This window comes from Wolbachia endosymbiont (group B) of Athalia cordata (genome assembly GCF_947251845.1).
GTDB lineage: Bacteria > Pseudomonadota > Alphaproteobacteria > Rickettsiales > Anaplasmataceae > Wolbachia.
In genome coordinates this window covers 1,032,361-1,047,365 of sequence record NZ_OX366383.1, presented here as the reverse complement: position 1 = coordinate 1,047,365, position 15,005 = coordinate 1,032,361, and the positions used below count along the sequence as shown (strand labels likewise).

The window sequence follows — 15,005 nt, the reverse complement described above, 5'->3', positions numbered from 1 at the left end:
GAATGATGATTTTTCAAATTGTCGATAAATCTAAGTCAGTTTAGCTATTTTGCTGCTACTTTTTTTCTTAATATCTTAAGAAAGATTGACTTTTTGTCTAAAATAATATAGGATAAAATAGTAGTGAGTGAGGTAAAAATGTCAATATCAAAAGAACGTAAGGAATATTTACTAGAAAAGTTTAAATATGCTGCCAAAGAATTTGGCAAGTCTGGTACAAAGTCCAATCATCTAGCAGTACCAAAGGAACAGCAACTCTCTATTGATTTAGGTAATAGAAAAGTTTTTGGTATCATAAATAAGATTCTGTATTGGATAGAGAATAATTTTACTTATTTTTTTCCACGATATAATTTGTTTCCAGAAGTTGGAGTTGAAGGAAGAAAAATTCCTGGAACTAATACAAGGGTTAAGTATTTTACTCCAGATGAGCAAGCAGAATATACTAAAATTCCTCATGAAGGAAAATTATACGTGGACTTAATGCCAGAAGTGGAAGGTAACAAGTTAAAAGGCTTTGAAGACAAACTATATGATACAACTGATAAAATTAGTAAGGGTAAAAAAGGTTGTGTAGCTTATGTGATCACGCTTGATGGAAAGCTAGTAACTCATGAACATATTAATGTTAACAAAAGCGAATGGGCTTATCGTCATTCAACTCTTGCAGGTGGTAGGCCAGTTTTATGTTCTGGTTTAATGAAAGTGGTAAATGGTAAAATAACTTATATAGACAATAATAGTGGGCATTATAAACCAGAATCAGCAAACTTATACAATGCAGTGAAAAAGTTAGAAGGTCTATTTTCGAAAGATGCGAAAGTTGTTTGCCTACCATATTGGATTAGCTTGAAAAAACAAATTCCGCTTATACGCAAAATTAGTCTAGCCAAACGAGAACCTGTAGAGAAATTCTTGGAAAGGATGGAGAAAAAAGGGAAAGATGGATTGACTCAATATGAAAGACATTTTCACAGGATAAAAGAATTTAATGAAAAATACTCAGAGAAATTAGAAAGCCAGTCGGTTTATGCTAAAGTAGCTGCTCATAATTATAAATCAGTGCCTATTTCAGACTGCAGTAATCCTAAAATAATAAAAATGGCAATAGAACACTCAATAAGGAGAATTATTGGAGCAAATTATGTCTATAAACCTACAGTTGCGCTTGCTAAGGCACAGGTAATAGATAAAGATGGAAAGCTGCAAGAAACGGACGAAATAGTAGATATAAATGTTGCTTTTCACCATGAGAATGATCGTGATGGCTTTGCTAAACTTCTAGATTTTAAAAAGTATAGCTATATTTGCGAACCTCATTTGCAAGATAAAAAAAATAGAGCCGATATGGAAAAATTAATGCCCAATGAACATACAGTTTTTATGAGTACAGACCAGGCTAATAAATTTATAAAGGGCACTTTACAAATTAAAATTGATAGTGTTGAACAATTGAGTACCAGTTTGGTGATGGGCTAAAGCTCTGTTTAAATATATATTTAGTTTTGTTACAATATTCTTATTTTCATCATATAATATGATGGAAATTTTATGCACAACTTTTTTATTTGATTAAAAATTGCATTTTTGCAATAAAAACTTATTTATTGTAAGAAAACTTGCTCATATAAAACTATTTATAGAGTGACAATAGCTGTGTTATACTTACACTTCTGATTCGAAAATTTATGCAGTTATTTCTAACAAGATTGGTCAATAAATTTTACTGTTTAAGGATGAGAAACAAAGTAATCATCGTTTCCGGTATTGCTCTTATTCTACTGTTTTTTATCAACAGTACATTTTTAAAAAAAGATCAGGCGGTTCATAGTGATAATCCAATTAGTAGTTTTTCAGTAAAAACTCAGGATTATACTCCACAAAATCGCACTGTATATTTAAATTTTTCTGGTACAGTAAATCCCTTGCATAGGGCAAGCCTTGTCTCAAGAACAAGTGGTCAAGTTATTGCTATTTATTTGTCTGATGGTGAAAAAGTAAAAAGAGGCGATGTAATTTTAAAGATAGAAGATTATGACAGAGTTGCACAAGTTGAGAAAGCCAAAGCTTTGTTAAATCAGCGTGAAATTGAGTATGATTCCTCTCGAAAATTGAATAAAAAAGGCTATGGAGCACAGATAAGAGTGGAAGCAGCTTTTACTGCATTGCAGAGTGCAAAAGCTGACCTAAAAAGGCTAGAGTTGGATTTAGAAAATACTGCGATTAAATCCCCTATTGATGGTTATGTAGATAAGATCAACGTAAATGAAGGGGATTTTGTTAATCTTGGACATAAGATAACTGACATAGTTAATTTTGATCAGGTTCTTGTAGTGTTGTATGTTTCAGAAAATGAAGTAAATAAAATAAAACTGGGTAGTGCAGCGCAAATTAATTTGCTAGACGGAAGGGAATTAGTAGGTGAAGTGAGTTTTATTAGTAAAATTGCTGAGCCTAAAACTGGATCTTATAGAGTGGAGGTCAAGGTAACTGATAATGAAATTATATCCTTGCAAGGACTGACTGCTAGTGTAAGCCTACCTTCAGGTGAAAAATTTGCATATAAAATTCCTTCTTCAGCCTTGAGCTTAAGTGACGATGGTGTTCTTGGAATAAAGATTGTTGATGACAATAATTATGTAGTATTTACACCAATAGAAATTGTTGATCATGAAAACGATGGTGTTTGGGTGGTGGTAAATAACGAAAATAAGCCTATAAATTTAATAACATTGGGTCATCTATCTGTTAAGCCTGGTGATAAGGTATAACTCGAATGTAACATGACAACGAATCCTGTCATCCCAGTGCGTGGTCATAATCTCATCAAAAACTCAAAATTCCTGGACCCCACCTGGGATGACACCAAATGAGCTACTCGCATTTTTGAGGACAATATTTGTACAGTTGTGTGTGTGCTACTAAAAGGATGTCATTCAAGTAGCTGACACTGAAATCGAGAAAAGAAGGCAGTGTCTGGACACTAACACTATGTTTTTATCTATCTTATTTTGCCACTCTGCTGTGTAAACTTACTCTGCAATAACCTTTTTTTCTTTTAGCAAATTTTGTAACTCACCTTTTTCATACATCTCGCGGGTTATGTCACAGCCACCAACAAACTCTCCCTTTATATATAATTGTGGAATTGTTGGCCAATCAGAAAAACTTTTTATGGACTGACGTATTTCATCATTCTCAAGTACGTTGATGCATTTAAACTTTACATTCAATTTTTTGAGAATTGACACGACAAGTCCAGAGAATCCGCATTGAGGAAAGTCAGAGGTGCCTTTCATATACAGCACTACATCGTTTTCTGCTATGTCTTTTTTTATTTGTTCAAAGTTGTTCATAAATATCACCTTAATTTTAAGCTCCAGTTTCTAGTTGCAATGCATGTATAGACTGACCTTCAAGAGCCTTATATACCATTCTGTGTTGTTCTATTTTTGTCTTTCCAGAAAAACACTTGGAAGTTATTTTTAAATGATAATGATCATCATCTCCAGCAAGGTCCTTAATCTTTATATCAGCATCAGGAAATGATTGTTTGATAATTTTCTCTAACTCGTGAATTGTAATAGTCATTGGTTTATTTTAATTATAAGCCTAAAATATGCAATTGATTATTGTGAAGACAATAAATTGAGCGTATTGAGAGCACTAGCAAGACGAGATTTTAGTTGACTTGCATACTCATTCCAGTCCTCTATTTCCTTTCTTGCAACGCCTGAGGTAACTGCAGCTTTTGCAACAGCAGGAGATACCATAGAAATTAATCTTGGATCAAATGGAGTGGGTATTATATATTCACGTCCATAGCTCATTTTACGACCGCCATAGGCTGCAGATATCTCATTTGGCACTGATTCGCGGGCAAGCTTTGCTATTGCATCTGCAGCGGCAATTTTCATTTCTTCATTTATTGTCGTTGCATGTACATCAAGTGCTCCTCTGAATATATAAGGAAATCCCATTACGTTATTGACTTGGTTGTTATAGTCTGATCTACCAGTTGCAATTATTGCATCTGGCCTGACAGACTTTGCAAATTCAGGCCTTACTTCTGGATCAGGATTAGCAAGAGCAAAAATGATTGGGTCTTTATCCATGCTTTTTAACATCTCTTCGCTGAGCACATCCTTTGCAGAGAGTCCGATGAATACATCAGCGCCTTTTATGGCATCAAGTAGAGAACGTTCTTTAGTGTCAATTGCATATTTTCCCTTCCACTCATTCATGTCCTCTTTTCTGTCTTTGTGTATTACTCCTTGTTTGTCACATAGTACTATGTTTTTAGCGCCCATGGACTTTAGTATTTCCAAACACGCAATACCAGCTGCTCCAGCTCCATTCATGATGATCTTGACATTCTCTAATTTCTTTTCAGCAATATCGAGGGCATTTTCTATACCAGCTGCAACAACTACTGCAGTGCCATGTTGATCATCGTGGAACACCGGAATATCCATCAATTCATTTAGACGTTTCTCTATTATAAAACAATCAGGAGATCTTATATCTTCTAGATTTATTCCCCCCCAACTTGGCCCAAGATACCTTACTGCATTGATGAAATTTTCTATATCTTCTGTGTCAACTTCTATATCAATTGCATCAATGTCAGCAAAACGCTTAAATAAAACAGCTTTGCCTTCCATGACGGGTTTTGAAGCAAGAGGACCGATATTGCCAAGTCCCAGCACTGCGGTGCCATTTGAAATGACAGCCACATAATTGCTTTTTGCCGTGTAATCATAAATAGCCTCAGGATTTTTAGCTATTTCAAGGCATGGAGCTGCAACGCCAGGGGAATAAGCAAGTGATAGGTCATGCTGTGTGGATAAGGGTTTTGTTGGTATAACCGATACCTTACCAGGTTTACCACCCCTATTATGATACTTCAGTGCTTCTTGTTTTGTGGTGTTATCTAAATCATTATTCATTCTTATGCTTTGAGCTTATTGTTAGTAATTTTTTAAGTATATGGGGTTTTTATGAATGTTCAACTATTAGCTTGTGAACTCTATTGTACTTCTGTATAAATTTATCTACTACGTAGGGTGATGTGACATGCTTAAGAAAAACGTGCCTAATTTGCTAACAATTTCTCGTGCGCTCGCAATACCGGCAATAATATCAAGCTTTTATATAGAAAGTAAGTATGCAAGTCTAATAACAATATTGATCTTTATGTTTGCGTGCATTACAGATTTTTTTGATGGTTATTTAGCGCGTGCATGGAAAGTCCAATCGAATTTTGGCAAATTATTTGACCCAATTGCTGACAAGTTAGTAGTAGCTTCAACAATAATCATGCTAGTTTATAAGCATAAGATAGATGATATTACAATTATACCGTCAGTTATAATTGTTTGTAGGGAGATATTAGTTTCAGGCTTGCGGGAGTTCTTGATAGCTACAAACGTTAGTTTACCTGTGAGTAAGGCTGGAAAAATTAAAACATTTTTGCAGATGGTTGCTATAGTAGCGTTAATAATGAGTGATTATGAAGCAACTAAATATATAGGTGTGGTTTGCTTATGGGCTGCGGCTGTTATGACTATGTGGTCAGGCTATAATTACGTTCTAGCTGGCATCAAACAGATTGACTAAATTACTTAAGAGTATACAAAGAAAGTTAATAATTTCACAATATTGACTGATTAGTTAAAATCCTGTATAATGTATTAGTTTGTAAGTCAGTAGGATTTATATGACTAGTATTACAGGCACTAAGTCTTTTTTTAAAAGATCCCAAGATAAAAAAGGTGCTAAAATGGAAGATTTTTTCTGGGATTTTTGGCCAACAGTTGATGAAGAAGTCAGAAAAGAAAGAGAGGAAGAAAAAAGAAAAAAGCTCGAACAAGAACTATTAACACTAAAAAAAAGAGAGCTACATAGGAAATGTGTATCATTGGTAACAATGGTTCCATTTGCATTATTGATGGCAATTGAGCTCGAAAAAACATGTAGCGATCAGGTATTACTTGGCCTTATAAGCAGCTCATTAGGCCATACTATATTACCTTTCACAGTCTTATCCCTTATTTGCACGCTATATTTAATTTATAATAATAGAAAAATAGCAGAAAAAGAACGAGAGTTGGAGAATATTGAAGATGGAGAAAAAGAAAAGAGAGATATTCCTTATACAGTTGATGATTACTTTAACTATGCTGATGCTGCTTTAGTTACATTAGTTATTGTGGCTAACATAGTAAGTGAAGCATTGGAGCAAGGAATAATAGGAGACGTAGCTTTTTCAATTTCTAGTCTATTTTACTTTGTAGCGAGTGCTACTTTCTGCTATCGCGAGTACAAGAAAAGTAAAAAATATGAAGTAGAAAAAGAGCAAGACTTTGATGAGAAATCTGAAAAAAAGATAAGCAATATGTCTTCAGCTAAGTTAATGCTCGCTGGTTCTTCTTTATTACTAATCAGGAAAATAATATTGATTTCTGGAGTAGCATTAGCATCATCTGCTGTTGGGCCTGCTTTAGGTCTGGTAGGTATTGCTCTTTTGATGGTAGGAAGTGGATTGATCACACATTCTTATAGTAGAAAGCTAGAGAACGTAGAAGTGAGTGGAAAGGGTGTTGCAATAGGTGGTGGTGCGAGCAATATAGGTAATGGTGGCCAAGAGACGCTTTTCGTTCGATGATAATGCCAAAAATTTGTTTATTTAGGTAATATTTAGTCTATACTTTATTTTGATCAAAAAAAATCTTATGTATAAGACTTTAATCATATGCTTTTTTCTTCTGACTTGCCCCTTCACGCAGTCGTATGCGAATGATCTTGAACACACTGAAACTGAACTATATGAGGAGGCAGTTAAGCTTTATGATCAGAAAAAATATAAGCAAGCTATTAGAGCATTTCAAAAGATAGAGGATTTGTATCCTTTATCTTATTGGGCAATGAAAGCCAAATTATTGTCTGGGGTTTCTCACTATAATATGGGTAAATACAGCGGTGCTGCAAGTGATATGGATGATTATATATACGTTTATCCAAATGGTGAAGATTTGCCATATGTATATTACTTAAGAGTATTATCTTATTACATGCAAATTAACAAAGTGCAGCTTGGGCAACAAATTGCATATAAAACTTTAGAGCTAGCTACTGAATATATTAATCTTTTTCCGAATAGCGAATATATAGAAGAGATCAAAGAAAAAGAAAAATTAATCACAGAACATATATCAAAAAAAGAGTATTCTATTGGTGAATTTTACCTAAAGCGTGGTGAATATTTAGCAGCAATTAAGCGTTTTCAAGATATGATAAGCAATAAAGATTCTAAATATTCTTCTAGAGTTATTAGTTATTTAATAACAGCTCACTTAGCTCTTGGCCTTGACTTAGAAGCTGAGCAGTATGAAAATATGTTAGTAGAAGGGGTGAATTAGTTTTCTTATGGCTGGTCATTCACAGTTTTCAAATATAAAACATCGAAAAGGTGCTCAGGATGCAAAGCGCTCGCAAAAATTTACGAAGCTCATTAGGGAAATAACAGTTGCTGCAAAACAAGGGCTACCTGATCCCGAGCTTAATCCACGTCTTCGCTCTGCTATCTTTGCTGCGCGAAAGGAAAATCTACCAAAAGATAAAATAGAAACAGCAATAAAAAATGCAGCTGGTAACGTTGCTGGAGAAAGTTATGAAGAAATACAATATGAAGGCTGCGGACCTTCTGGTTCTGCACTTATTGTCCATGCTCTGACAAATAATCGCAACCGAACTGCTTCTGAGATACGTTATATCTTTTCTCGCAAAGGCGTTAATTTGGGAGAAACAGGATGTGTGAGTTACCTTTTCGATCATGTAGGCTTAATTGTCTATAAAGCAGAGGGTATAAATTTTGAAGATTTATTTAACTATGGAATTGAATTAGAAGTATTGAATGTTGAGGAAAATAACAAGGAAGAATTATATGTTATAACTTGTGCAGTAAAAGACTTTGGTAAAGTACGTGACGCTTTCTATACAAAATTTGGAGAACCAGAACTTGCTCGTCTTTCATGGCAACCAAAGGACCTGATTGAAGTTAGCGACAAAGAATTAATTGATAAATTATCTACATTAGTTGAAGAGCTAGAAGATAATGATGATGTGCAGTATGTTGAAGGTAATTTTATTTTTGCTGATAAACTATGAGGCTGGTAATATTTCTACTGCTTTGTATTTTATCAGCATATGCGACTGAAACATCTGCAGTGCCGCTTCAGCATGGGATCAGGAAAAAAGAGCCAGTGTCAAACAAACAACTGTACGAACATTGTGATATGAGCGCCAAGAAAGATGTCATCCCAGTTCCTAGACACTGGGATCCAGAGAATTCAATTGCAAATGGACACACCAAGCGATTGTATAATAAAGACTGGTCAAGCATTGGAATGACACTAACCCACTCTCCAGTGTTATTCCAAGACGGGATCAGAAAAAAAAAAGCTACAGAAAGTGATAGAAAGTTGTTATTCATATCCAGTGACATAAAATCCTCTTTTTTTGATGCAGAAGGTTTGGCGCCAGATACAATAATGAGATTAATCGGCATATATAAAGATTATGGTGTAGATTTTAAAAAAGACATTGTGCCAAAAGGTAAGTTGGAGGTTCTTTTTGAGAAATCGCTCGGTAATCAGAAGGCTGAAGAAAAAATTTTATATACTTCACTCACAACAAGCAATAAAGCTATAAGTTTATATTATTATGAGTCACAAAACAGCAAAGAAGAGTATTTTAATAAAGAGGGGGTAAGCTTGAAGAGTAGCGAAATTTTTGTAAGTCCTTTAAACGGAGATTTTCGTATATCCTCGAATTTTGGTAATAGAAAGCATCCCATTCATGGTAAAATTGCTTTTCATAAAGGAGTAGATTATGCAGCTAAACTTGGCACTCCTATACACGCCACTGCAGAAGGTGTAATAGAATATATAGGAAAGAATGGTGGCTATGGGAATTACATCAAAATAAAGCACAACAATAAATATTCAACTTGTTACGCACATATAAGCAAATTTAGTAGCGATGTAAAGTTAGGCTCTAAAGTAAAGCAGGGACAAATCATTGCTTATGTTGGCAGCACTGGTGTTGCAACAGGACCTCATTTACATTATGAAGTTATATATAATGGTAAACATATTGATCCGCTTACGATAGCTCATGGCAATGAGATAAAGTTGCCTGATCGTGAATTAAGAGAGTTTAAATTATTTGTAAGTAAGGTAGATGAAATAATCAGCAGAGAGGGTGCAAGTGAAAAAGCAATCTGATGAAGACAGTACAGATAAAAATACAATAAATGATAGAAATCTAAGTAAAATTCGGGCTTTTCCTGTACTAATAGCGCTAGGGTTAATTTTATTGGTACTTTTTGTGTATGACAGCACAATTGCACTTGGAGTTGCTGCTGTTTCAATATTGACTTTTTCTCAAGGATTTTTCGTTAATGATCCTAATGAAGCAAGAGTGATAGAGTTTTTTGGTCATTATATTGGAACTTATTTTAAGTCTGGAATATGCGTAACGCTTCCATTTTCGAGTAAATATAGAATTTCTTTGAAATTTCAGAATATCAATACAGAAAAAATTAAAGTTAATGATGCTAATGGAAGTCCGATAGAGATTTCAGTAGTAATTGTTTGGAGAGTGAGCAGTCCTGCGAAGGCATATTATAATGTTAATAATTATCATGATTTTGTTTTTGTGCAAAGTGACTCGGTAATTAGAGAACTGGCAAGTAATTATCCGTATGATAGCGAAAACGATGAAGAATCTTTGCGTAAAAACTCTGACAAAATTTCAAATGAATTGCGGTCAATGCTACAACAAAGATTGAATATTGCTGGAATTGAAATTGCAGAAGCGAGAATATCGCATTTGGCGTATTCATCTGAGATTGCACAAGCAATGCTGAGACGTCAACAAGCACATGCCATCACCTCTGCAAGAAGGCATATAGTGCAAAATGCAATAGGAATTATCGAAGAAGTAATAGCCCATTTTGAAAAAAATAAAAGCTTACAATTGGATGGAAAACAAAAGGTTCAATTGATAAACAATTTGCTAGTTGCTCTGATCTCTGAGCAGGATGCACAGCCGACTATTAGTTTGGATAATAATTAGCATAGAAGCCGATTGGGTTTCATGAATGCAAGTCACTGTTAATTTCTTGATTAATAGACTAAATGATGTTATAAATTACACGCATTAGGGGTGCTCTAAAAAAGCTGAGAGTACATAAAGTACAACCCTTTGAACCTGATCTTGTTAAAACAAACGTAGGAAAATGTATGTATATAAATATTGAAGAATGCTTTGGCTTCATCGCGTTCATTACATCTCTCATTGGGTTATTGCCTCAAGTATATAGAGCATATATCACAAAACTTACTCGTGACATATCGATGCTAATGTTGGTGAATTATCTTATTTGTTCATCATCTTGGCTTATTTACGGTATTTGTCAGGGTTTAACTTTTGTGATACTCAGTAATATTGCTGGATTAGTGATCAGTATAATATCAATTGTTCAAAAATGTTACTACGATGCAAAAACTGCACGGAGCGTTTTATAACCATATGCTACATTGTAGCGTGGAGCAAGAATATCGTTCTATTGTAGTACTAAATGGAGAAATACCTGATTCATCGTTTTTTAAACAAGATATACCTGTTATTGCTGTAGATGGAGGAGCAAATAAGCTTCTATCAATTGGCGTAAAACCTGATCTTGTAATAGGAGATTTGGATAGTATAAATCCGAATTTACGTGCTAATTTAAATACAGTATATCTACCTGATCAAGATTATTGCGACTTTTCTAAAGCAATGGCTCACTTAAAAACAGTAAAGTTATTGCCATCAATAGTAACGGGTATTACTGGAGGAGCAATTGATCATATACTACAAAATATTAACTTTTTTTTAAGTACAGATAGTATCTTTTATATGCCTTCGCCTCCCATGGTGGGGTACGCCTTACAAAAAGGTATTAGCTATTTTTCCTCTTTGCTAAAAAATACTAAAATATCCTTACTTGGTATACCGAAAGCTCAAATATCAACTAAAGGATTAAAATGGGAACTGTACCTTAGTAACCTTGCTTTTCCAGGAAAGAATTCTTGCTTTAATCGAAGTCTAGGCAATGAGTTATCTATAGAAATACACAGCGGCGTGTGTTTAGCAATGATATATTTAGAAGCAGTAAATGATGATGGTGTGTATTGAGTTAAAACATTAAGAAAAAAAAAGTAGAAAAACCGTGTTAACACTAATTCTAAAAACTACAGGCGCCTGTTGTTAGCTAAAGTAAAGGTCAAATATCTGGAATTCTGGACATAAAATCCTCCTGTATAAAAAAGATTCAGAATGTACACACAACAGATGTGGCTGAATTTTTATTGAAAAATTGGTTAAAAGGTCTGCAGACCGAGATAGATTTTGAGCTCTCTAAATATCTCTACCATCATTATAATGGCATCTTGAGTATGCGGAAGCAATTTTTTCATTAAAATAAAAAATTTTATTCTACAGCGCGGCTACTTGAATGACAAGAAAAGGCCAGTCGGATGATAAGAAAGGAACCAATGAAAGCAAATAGGTGTTATTCCAGCGTGTGACGATGGAATCCACTCTTTTCGTCATCTCATCAACTTAGGATTACTTTTGTACCTAAAATTTCTGGATCCCAGTGGGCTTTGTTGCATCGCTCAAGTGAAAAGAACTGGAAGTTACTGACAAAATTCATTATAAAACAGCCATTTAACTGTTGAAGAAAAAATATGCCACAGAAAATGAAAGTCAGTAACCAAAACGAATATAACAAATTCCTTGAAAAAAGGGGGAATATTTTTCGTTACATCGATTAAGCTATCGAAAATTGGTATGAAAATAGTCCAAAAATGCAGGGCGGCAACTATATTTATAGTGATAAAGTTGTGATTTTAGTGCATATAATCGTCAGTTTCTTTAGAATTGGCTTAAGACAAACAGTCGGGTTTATAAAAGGGTATTTGCAACAAATAGGAAGAGATTTGCAGCTATTCACAAGCATCAAAAAAAACTTAATATTAAGATAAATGATTGCAGAAAATAATATAGAAGATATCGAAATTGCTATAGACAGTACAGGAATTAGTATATACAACAACACACAGCAAGGAAAATAGCACTGACAGAGTGGCTATGAGCAAACGAGAAAATTGCACGTAATGTTGAATATAAACAACAAAAAAGCCATAGCTGTAAAATACAGTAACGGTGTCTACTCTGATCACTTGTGATTTGCTTGAAGAAGTTAATTTTCAGCACAAAATAAAAGCATTATATGCAGATAGGGCATACGATAGGCAAAAACTTTATAAATTGTGTAAGAAATACGATATAAAAACAAAAGTTCTACCAAAAAAGGATGCAGCAGAACATTCAAAAATAGATTATATGTCTGACAGGAATGCTGCTATTAGGTTAATAAAATTATACGGTGAAGATGGCATGAAAGAATGGAAAAAGAAGTAAATTATGGGAAAAGATCTTATATTGAAGGGTTTTTCTCAAGATTAAAGCAAATATTCGGATTTAGTTTTAGGAATAAATCTGAGATAAATCGAGAAAAAGAACTAAATGCTATTTGCTTAATAAATTCACTGATATTGGTATGGCTAAATTTGAGATAGTTACATGAATTTACCATAAATCACCATCTCATAAAGTGTGATGGGGAGTGTTAAATAAACTGTGTCAAATCGCATTTTTAGTTCAACTCGATTTTTAACCTACTAGGAAAAAAGATATCAAGTTGAGAGATAGTTAAAGCCCAATCATGTATAGGCATAGTCCATTTTTCTCTTACCTTTTTTATAGCACAATATACCTGTTTATACAAGGCATTTGTGCTAGTAAATGAACCCTTGGTTTTAGTAAATTTTCTGATCTGTATATGTAGTCCCTCAATAGGATTTGTGGTATAAATTAATTTTCTTACAGGGCCAGAATATTTTAAATAACTAGACAGATTTTCCCAATTATTCTCCCAAAACCAACGGATATTTTTCTCCCCATTTTTCCTCCAGTTCAAGTAAATAATTCTCGGCAATTTCTCTACTTGATATGTTTTTTTCAAATCATTCATGAAAACTTTTGCTCGATGCATATTTCAGTGAATTTCTTATCTGATGTACTATACATTTCTGCTTTAGGAAATACGCTATTTATAGCTTTAGGAAAGCTTTTTAACACAAAGCTATCAGAATATCATCTACTCCTCTCTCTTTTAGGTCATTTAGTACTCCCAACCAGAACTTCACTTTCAGCCAAATAAAAACCCAAAACTTCTTTTCTGCCATTTTGCTAATATGTTATACATACATTTGCTTACACAATGCCCGTCCTCCTTGACCTTAAAAAACCATGAACACTATTGGATATACAGATTGCAGCGGACGACTGCGCCATTCGTTGATTACCGGTAACAATTTGTCAGTAATACTTGATATCTCTGCTGCAGATATTTTATATTTCTTCTACATGCGATGCTATATCCCATGCCACTGGCATATGTACTTAAAACCTTTGCTTCAAGTTCGGTTTGTTTGCCTTTTTCTGACTACTTGTGGCTCGAAACTTCCTTCTCTATCTCTTGGTGTCAATAGTTCAAATACTTGTCCGTAAAGTCTTTGAATTTCTTCGGTTGTTTTCTTCGCTTTCAGCCGACAAATGGTTTTCTATCTCGCCTTCCCTCTAGCAGTTTTTTTATAAATGGTGTTAATGCTCCATCTCTTTCCGTCAATGGTCTTCCTTCTCGTATAGATGATAAGATATTTGTTTCTAATTCTTTATAGTCTACCAAACCGGTAGTTCTGTTTGCTTGACTCATTGTCAAACCTCCATTTTTTTATCAATTTATTACTTTACTTCTCGGTTTGACACAGTTTATTTAACACTTCCGAGAAATAAGATTATGCTATTTTTTTAATGAAATTTCTTGAGTGGTAGATTATTTTTTACAGCTCTAGCTTAGGTAGCTGTCACTACCTGAAATGTAACAAATAAAATACCAATCTTAAATATTGCTATATTTCACGATAGTTTCTCAACTTGACGCACATGCTTTTGGAACATTCTCATTTGTCAAATAGTTTCTGGCATGCTACACAATCTGTAATGCAGGTTTTAACTTACTTTTACGCAATATTGATCATTCTTGAAAAGCAATCTAACATTTTCTATTCCTTGATTACGAAGCTTTGATGCAGCTGATTTAGCTACTTGAGCGTTTACAAAAAATGCTACATATCCCTTACTTTCTGCATTGTTTTGTTTTGGGTGACGTTTCTGCATTTCTTTTTCATATTGCCTTTTGTAATGAGGAGTATTTTGTATCAATTGTTCTGACCTCTTTCTTAAGTACTCGACTTTTACCTTCGCAAGCCCAGACTTATGAAGTCCTAAAACTTGTGCTGCTTTTTCTGACAAGTCTATTATTCTACCTTCAACAAATGGCCCTCTATCATTAACTCTTATAACAAGCTTTCTTCCATTTTCTAAATTAGTAACACGAACAAAGCAGGGTAGGGGCAAGGTCTTATGTGCTGCAGAAATCAAGTGACGATTAAACACTTCACCGTTGGCTGTAATTGTGCCATGATCTTCTATTCCATACCACGATGCTATTCCTACTTCTTCGTAACAGCTACAGTATTTTGGGTGGTAGGTGATACCATTTATTGTATAGCTATTGCCAATTTTATAATGACCTGCAGTGTGATTACACCTATTGCTAAAACTACAACTACTCATCAAAACGAATATTAGACATAGAAAGGCTAGTTTTTTTATCATTGTACTTAGTGAAATGGTTCGATACCATGAGGATTTTAAATTATACTATAATAAATTTAGTAATAAGTAAACGTCTATTGCCAAATATGCACAGCACTAAAAAAGGTTCTGTCGCATCTATAATCCCACCTTTAATGATCTTCTTTCCT

At 34.1% G+C, this 15,005-nt stretch carries 14 protein-coding genes, 2 pseudogenes and 1 riboswitch; of the genes and pseudogenes, 11 read left to right on the top strand and 5 right to left on the bottom strand.

The genetic code is table 11. The annotated features are described in order from the left end of the window. Window positions 1-138 precede the first annotated feature (138 nt). Both OPR30_RS04760 and OPR30_RS04755 read left to right on the top strand, forming a co-directional pair. Window positions 139-1,479 carry a hypothetical protein gene (locus OPR30_RS04760; RefSeq protein WP_265030531.1) on the top strand — a complete coding sequence of 447 codons (1,341 nt, stop codon included), beginning with the start codon at window positions 139-141 and terminating at the stop codon, window positions 1,477-1,479. 257 nt (window positions 1,480-1,736) lie between these two features. Continuing rightward, window positions 1,737-2,771: an efflux RND transporter periplasmic adaptor subunit gene (locus tag OPR30_RS04755; protein ID WP_265030530.1), complete on the top strand. Its 1,035-nt coding sequence runs from the start codon at window positions 1,737-1,739 to the stop codon at window positions 2,769-2,771. 261 nt (window positions 2,772-3,032) lie between these two features. Here OPR30_RS04755 and grxD read toward each other — a convergent pair whose 3' ends face one another. The 3 genes from grxD to OPR30_RS04740 are packed head-to-tail and all read right to left on the bottom strand — an operon-like array spanning window position 3,033 to window position 4,949. Continuing rightward, entirely contained in the window at window positions 3,033-3,356 is a 324-nt protein-coding gene (grxD, locus tag OPR30_RS04750) for a Grx4 family monothiol glutaredoxin (RefSeq protein ID WP_264374644.1), read from the bottom strand. 16 nt (window positions 3,357-3,372) lie between these two features. After that, window positions 3,373-3,591, bottom strand: coding sequence for a BolA/IbaG family iron-sulfur metabolism protein (locus OPR30_RS04745; protein ID WP_006012412.1), 219 nt, complete (start codon window positions 3,589-3,591; stop codon window positions 3,373-3,375). 38 nt (window positions 3,592-3,629) lie between these two features. Next, complete coding sequence (locus OPR30_RS04740; RefSeq protein WP_265030529.1) at window positions 3,630-4,949, bottom strand: malic enzyme-like NAD(P)-binding protein; 1,320 nt, start codon at window positions 4,947-4,949, stop codon at window positions 3,630-3,632. A gap of 127 nt (window positions 4,950-5,076) precedes the next feature. Between OPR30_RS04740 and pgsA the strand changes: the two genes are divergently transcribed. The 9 genes and pseudogenes from pgsA (at window position 5,077) to OPR30_RS06425 (ending at window position 12,700) form a co-directional block, all read left to right on the top strand. Then, on the top strand, window positions 5,077-5,619 hold the full coding sequence (gene pgsA, locus OPR30_RS04735; RefSeq protein ID WP_006012406.1) for a CDP-diacylglycerol--glycerol-3-phosphate 3-phosphatidyltransferase: 543 nt from the start codon (window positions 5,077-5,079) through the stop codon (window positions 5,617-5,619). Between the two features lie 100 nt (window positions 5,620-5,719). Continuing rightward, complete coding sequence (locus OPR30_RS04730; protein ID WP_265030528.1) at window positions 5,720-6,667, top strand: hypothetical protein; 948 nt, start codon at window positions 5,720-5,722, stop codon at window positions 6,665-6,667. A 67-nt stretch (window positions 6,668-6,734) separates the two neighbouring features. Then, a complete protein-coding gene (bamD, locus tag OPR30_RS04725) occupies window positions 6,735-7,421 on the top strand; it encodes an outer membrane protein assembly factor BamD (protein WP_264375545.1) in 687 nt (228 codons plus the stop codon). A gap of 7 nt (window positions 7,422-7,428) precedes the next feature. Continuing rightward, entirely contained in the window at window positions 7,429-8,169 is a 741-nt protein-coding gene (locus OPR30_RS04720) for a YebC/PmpR family DNA-binding transcriptional regulator (RefSeq protein ID WP_265030527.1), read from the top strand. Beyond that, a complete protein-coding gene (locus tag OPR30_RS04715; RefSeq protein ID WP_265030526.1) occupies window positions 8,166-9,287 on the top strand; it encodes a peptidoglycan DD-metalloendopeptidase family protein in 1,122 nt (373 codons plus the stop codon). Before OPR30_RS04720 ends, OPR30_RS04715 begins: the two co-directional genes overlap by 4 nt. Then, a complete protein-coding gene (locus OPR30_RS04710) occupies window positions 9,271-10,140 on the top strand; it encodes an SPFH domain-containing protein (RefSeq protein WP_265030525.1) in 870 nt (289 codons plus the stop codon). Before OPR30_RS04715 ends, OPR30_RS04710 begins: the two co-directional genes overlap by 17 nt. A 76-nt stretch (window positions 10,141-10,216) precedes the next feature. Continuing rightward, window positions 10,217-10,319: riboswitch (TPP riboswitch) on the top strand. Further along, entirely contained in the window at window positions 10,308-10,592 is a 285-nt protein-coding gene (locus OPR30_RS04705) for a SemiSWEET family sugar transporter (RefSeq protein ID WP_010404806.1), read from the top strand. (Overlaps the previous riboswitch by 12 nt.) Further along, on the top strand, window positions 10,564-11,244 hold the full coding sequence (locus tag OPR30_RS04700; RefSeq protein WP_320109773.1) for a thiamine diphosphokinase: 681 nt from the start codon (window positions 10,564-10,566) through the stop codon (window positions 11,242-11,244). The genes OPR30_RS04705 and OPR30_RS04700 overlap by 29 nt, the downstream gene beginning before the upstream one ends. Before the next feature lie 554 nt (window positions 11,245-11,798). Then, window positions 11,799-12,700: pseudogene (locus tag OPR30_RS06425) on the top strand (IS5 family transposase). A 69-nt stretch (window positions 12,701-12,769) separates the two neighbouring features. Here OPR30_RS06425 and OPR30_RS04685 read toward each other — a convergent pair. Beyond that, window positions 12,770-13,891: pseudogene (locus OPR30_RS04685) on the bottom strand (IS256 family transposase). A 296-nt stretch (window positions 13,892-14,187) separates the two neighbouring features. Further along, window positions 14,188-14,856, bottom strand: a complete 669-nt coding sequence (locus OPR30_RS04680) for a septal ring lytic transglycosylase RlpA family protein (RefSeq protein WP_012481726.1) — start codon at window positions 14,854-14,856, stop codon at window positions 14,188-14,190. Between the last annotated feature and the right edge of the window lie 149 nt (window positions 14,857-15,005).

Excerpts from the sequence above, each read along its gene's own strand:
- OPR30_RS04700 (WP_320109773.1), top strand. The coding sequence starts at position 10,564 with ATGCAAAAACTGCACGGAGCGTTTTATAACCATATGCTACATTGTAGC.
- OPR30_RS04715 (WP_265030526.1), top strand. The coding sequence starts at position 8,166 with ATGAGGCTGGTAATATTTCTACTGCTTTGTATTTTATCAGCATATGCG.
- OPR30_RS04740 (WP_265030529.1), bottom strand. The coding sequence starts at position 4,949 with ATGAATAATGATTTAGATAACACCACAAAACAAGAAGCACTGAAGTAT.
- OPR30_RS04680 (WP_012481726.1), bottom strand. The coding sequence starts at position 14,856 with ATGATAAAAAAACTAGCCTTTCTATGTCTAATATTCGTTTTGATGAGT.
- OPR30_RS04720 (WP_265030527.1), top strand. The coding sequence starts at position 7,429 with ATGGCTGGTCATTCACAGTTTTCAAATATAAAACATCGAAAAGGTGCT.
- OPR30_RS04755 (WP_265030530.1), top strand. The coding sequence starts at position 1,737 with ATGAGAAACAAAGTAATCATCGTTTCCGGTATTGCTCTTATTCTACTG.
- OPR30_RS04730 (WP_265030528.1), top strand. The coding sequence starts at position 5,720 with ATGACTAGTATTACAGGCACTAAGTCTTTTTTTAAAAGATCCCAAGAT.
- OPR30_RS04745 (WP_006012412.1), bottom strand. The coding sequence starts at position 3,591 with ATGACTATTACAATTCACGAGTTAGAGAAAATTATCAAACAATCATTT.
- OPR30_RS04760 (WP_265030531.1), top strand. The coding sequence starts at position 139 with ATGTCAATATCAAAAGAACGTAAGGAATATTTACTAGAAAAGTTTAAA.
- bamD (WP_264375545.1), top strand. The coding sequence starts at position 6,735 with ATGTATAAGACTTTAATCATATGCTTTTTTCTTCTGACTTGCCCCTTC.
- grxD (WP_264374644.1), bottom strand. The coding sequence starts at position 3,356 with ATGAACAACTTTGAACAAATAAAAAAAGACATAGCAGAAAACGATGTA.
- OPR30_RS04705 (WP_010404806.1), top strand. The coding sequence starts at position 10,308 with ATGTATATAAATATTGAAGAATGCTTTGGCTTCATCGCGTTCATTACA.
- pgsA (WP_006012406.1), top strand. The coding sequence starts at position 5,077 with ATGCTTAAGAAAAACGTGCCTAATTTGCTAACAATTTCTCGTGCGCTC.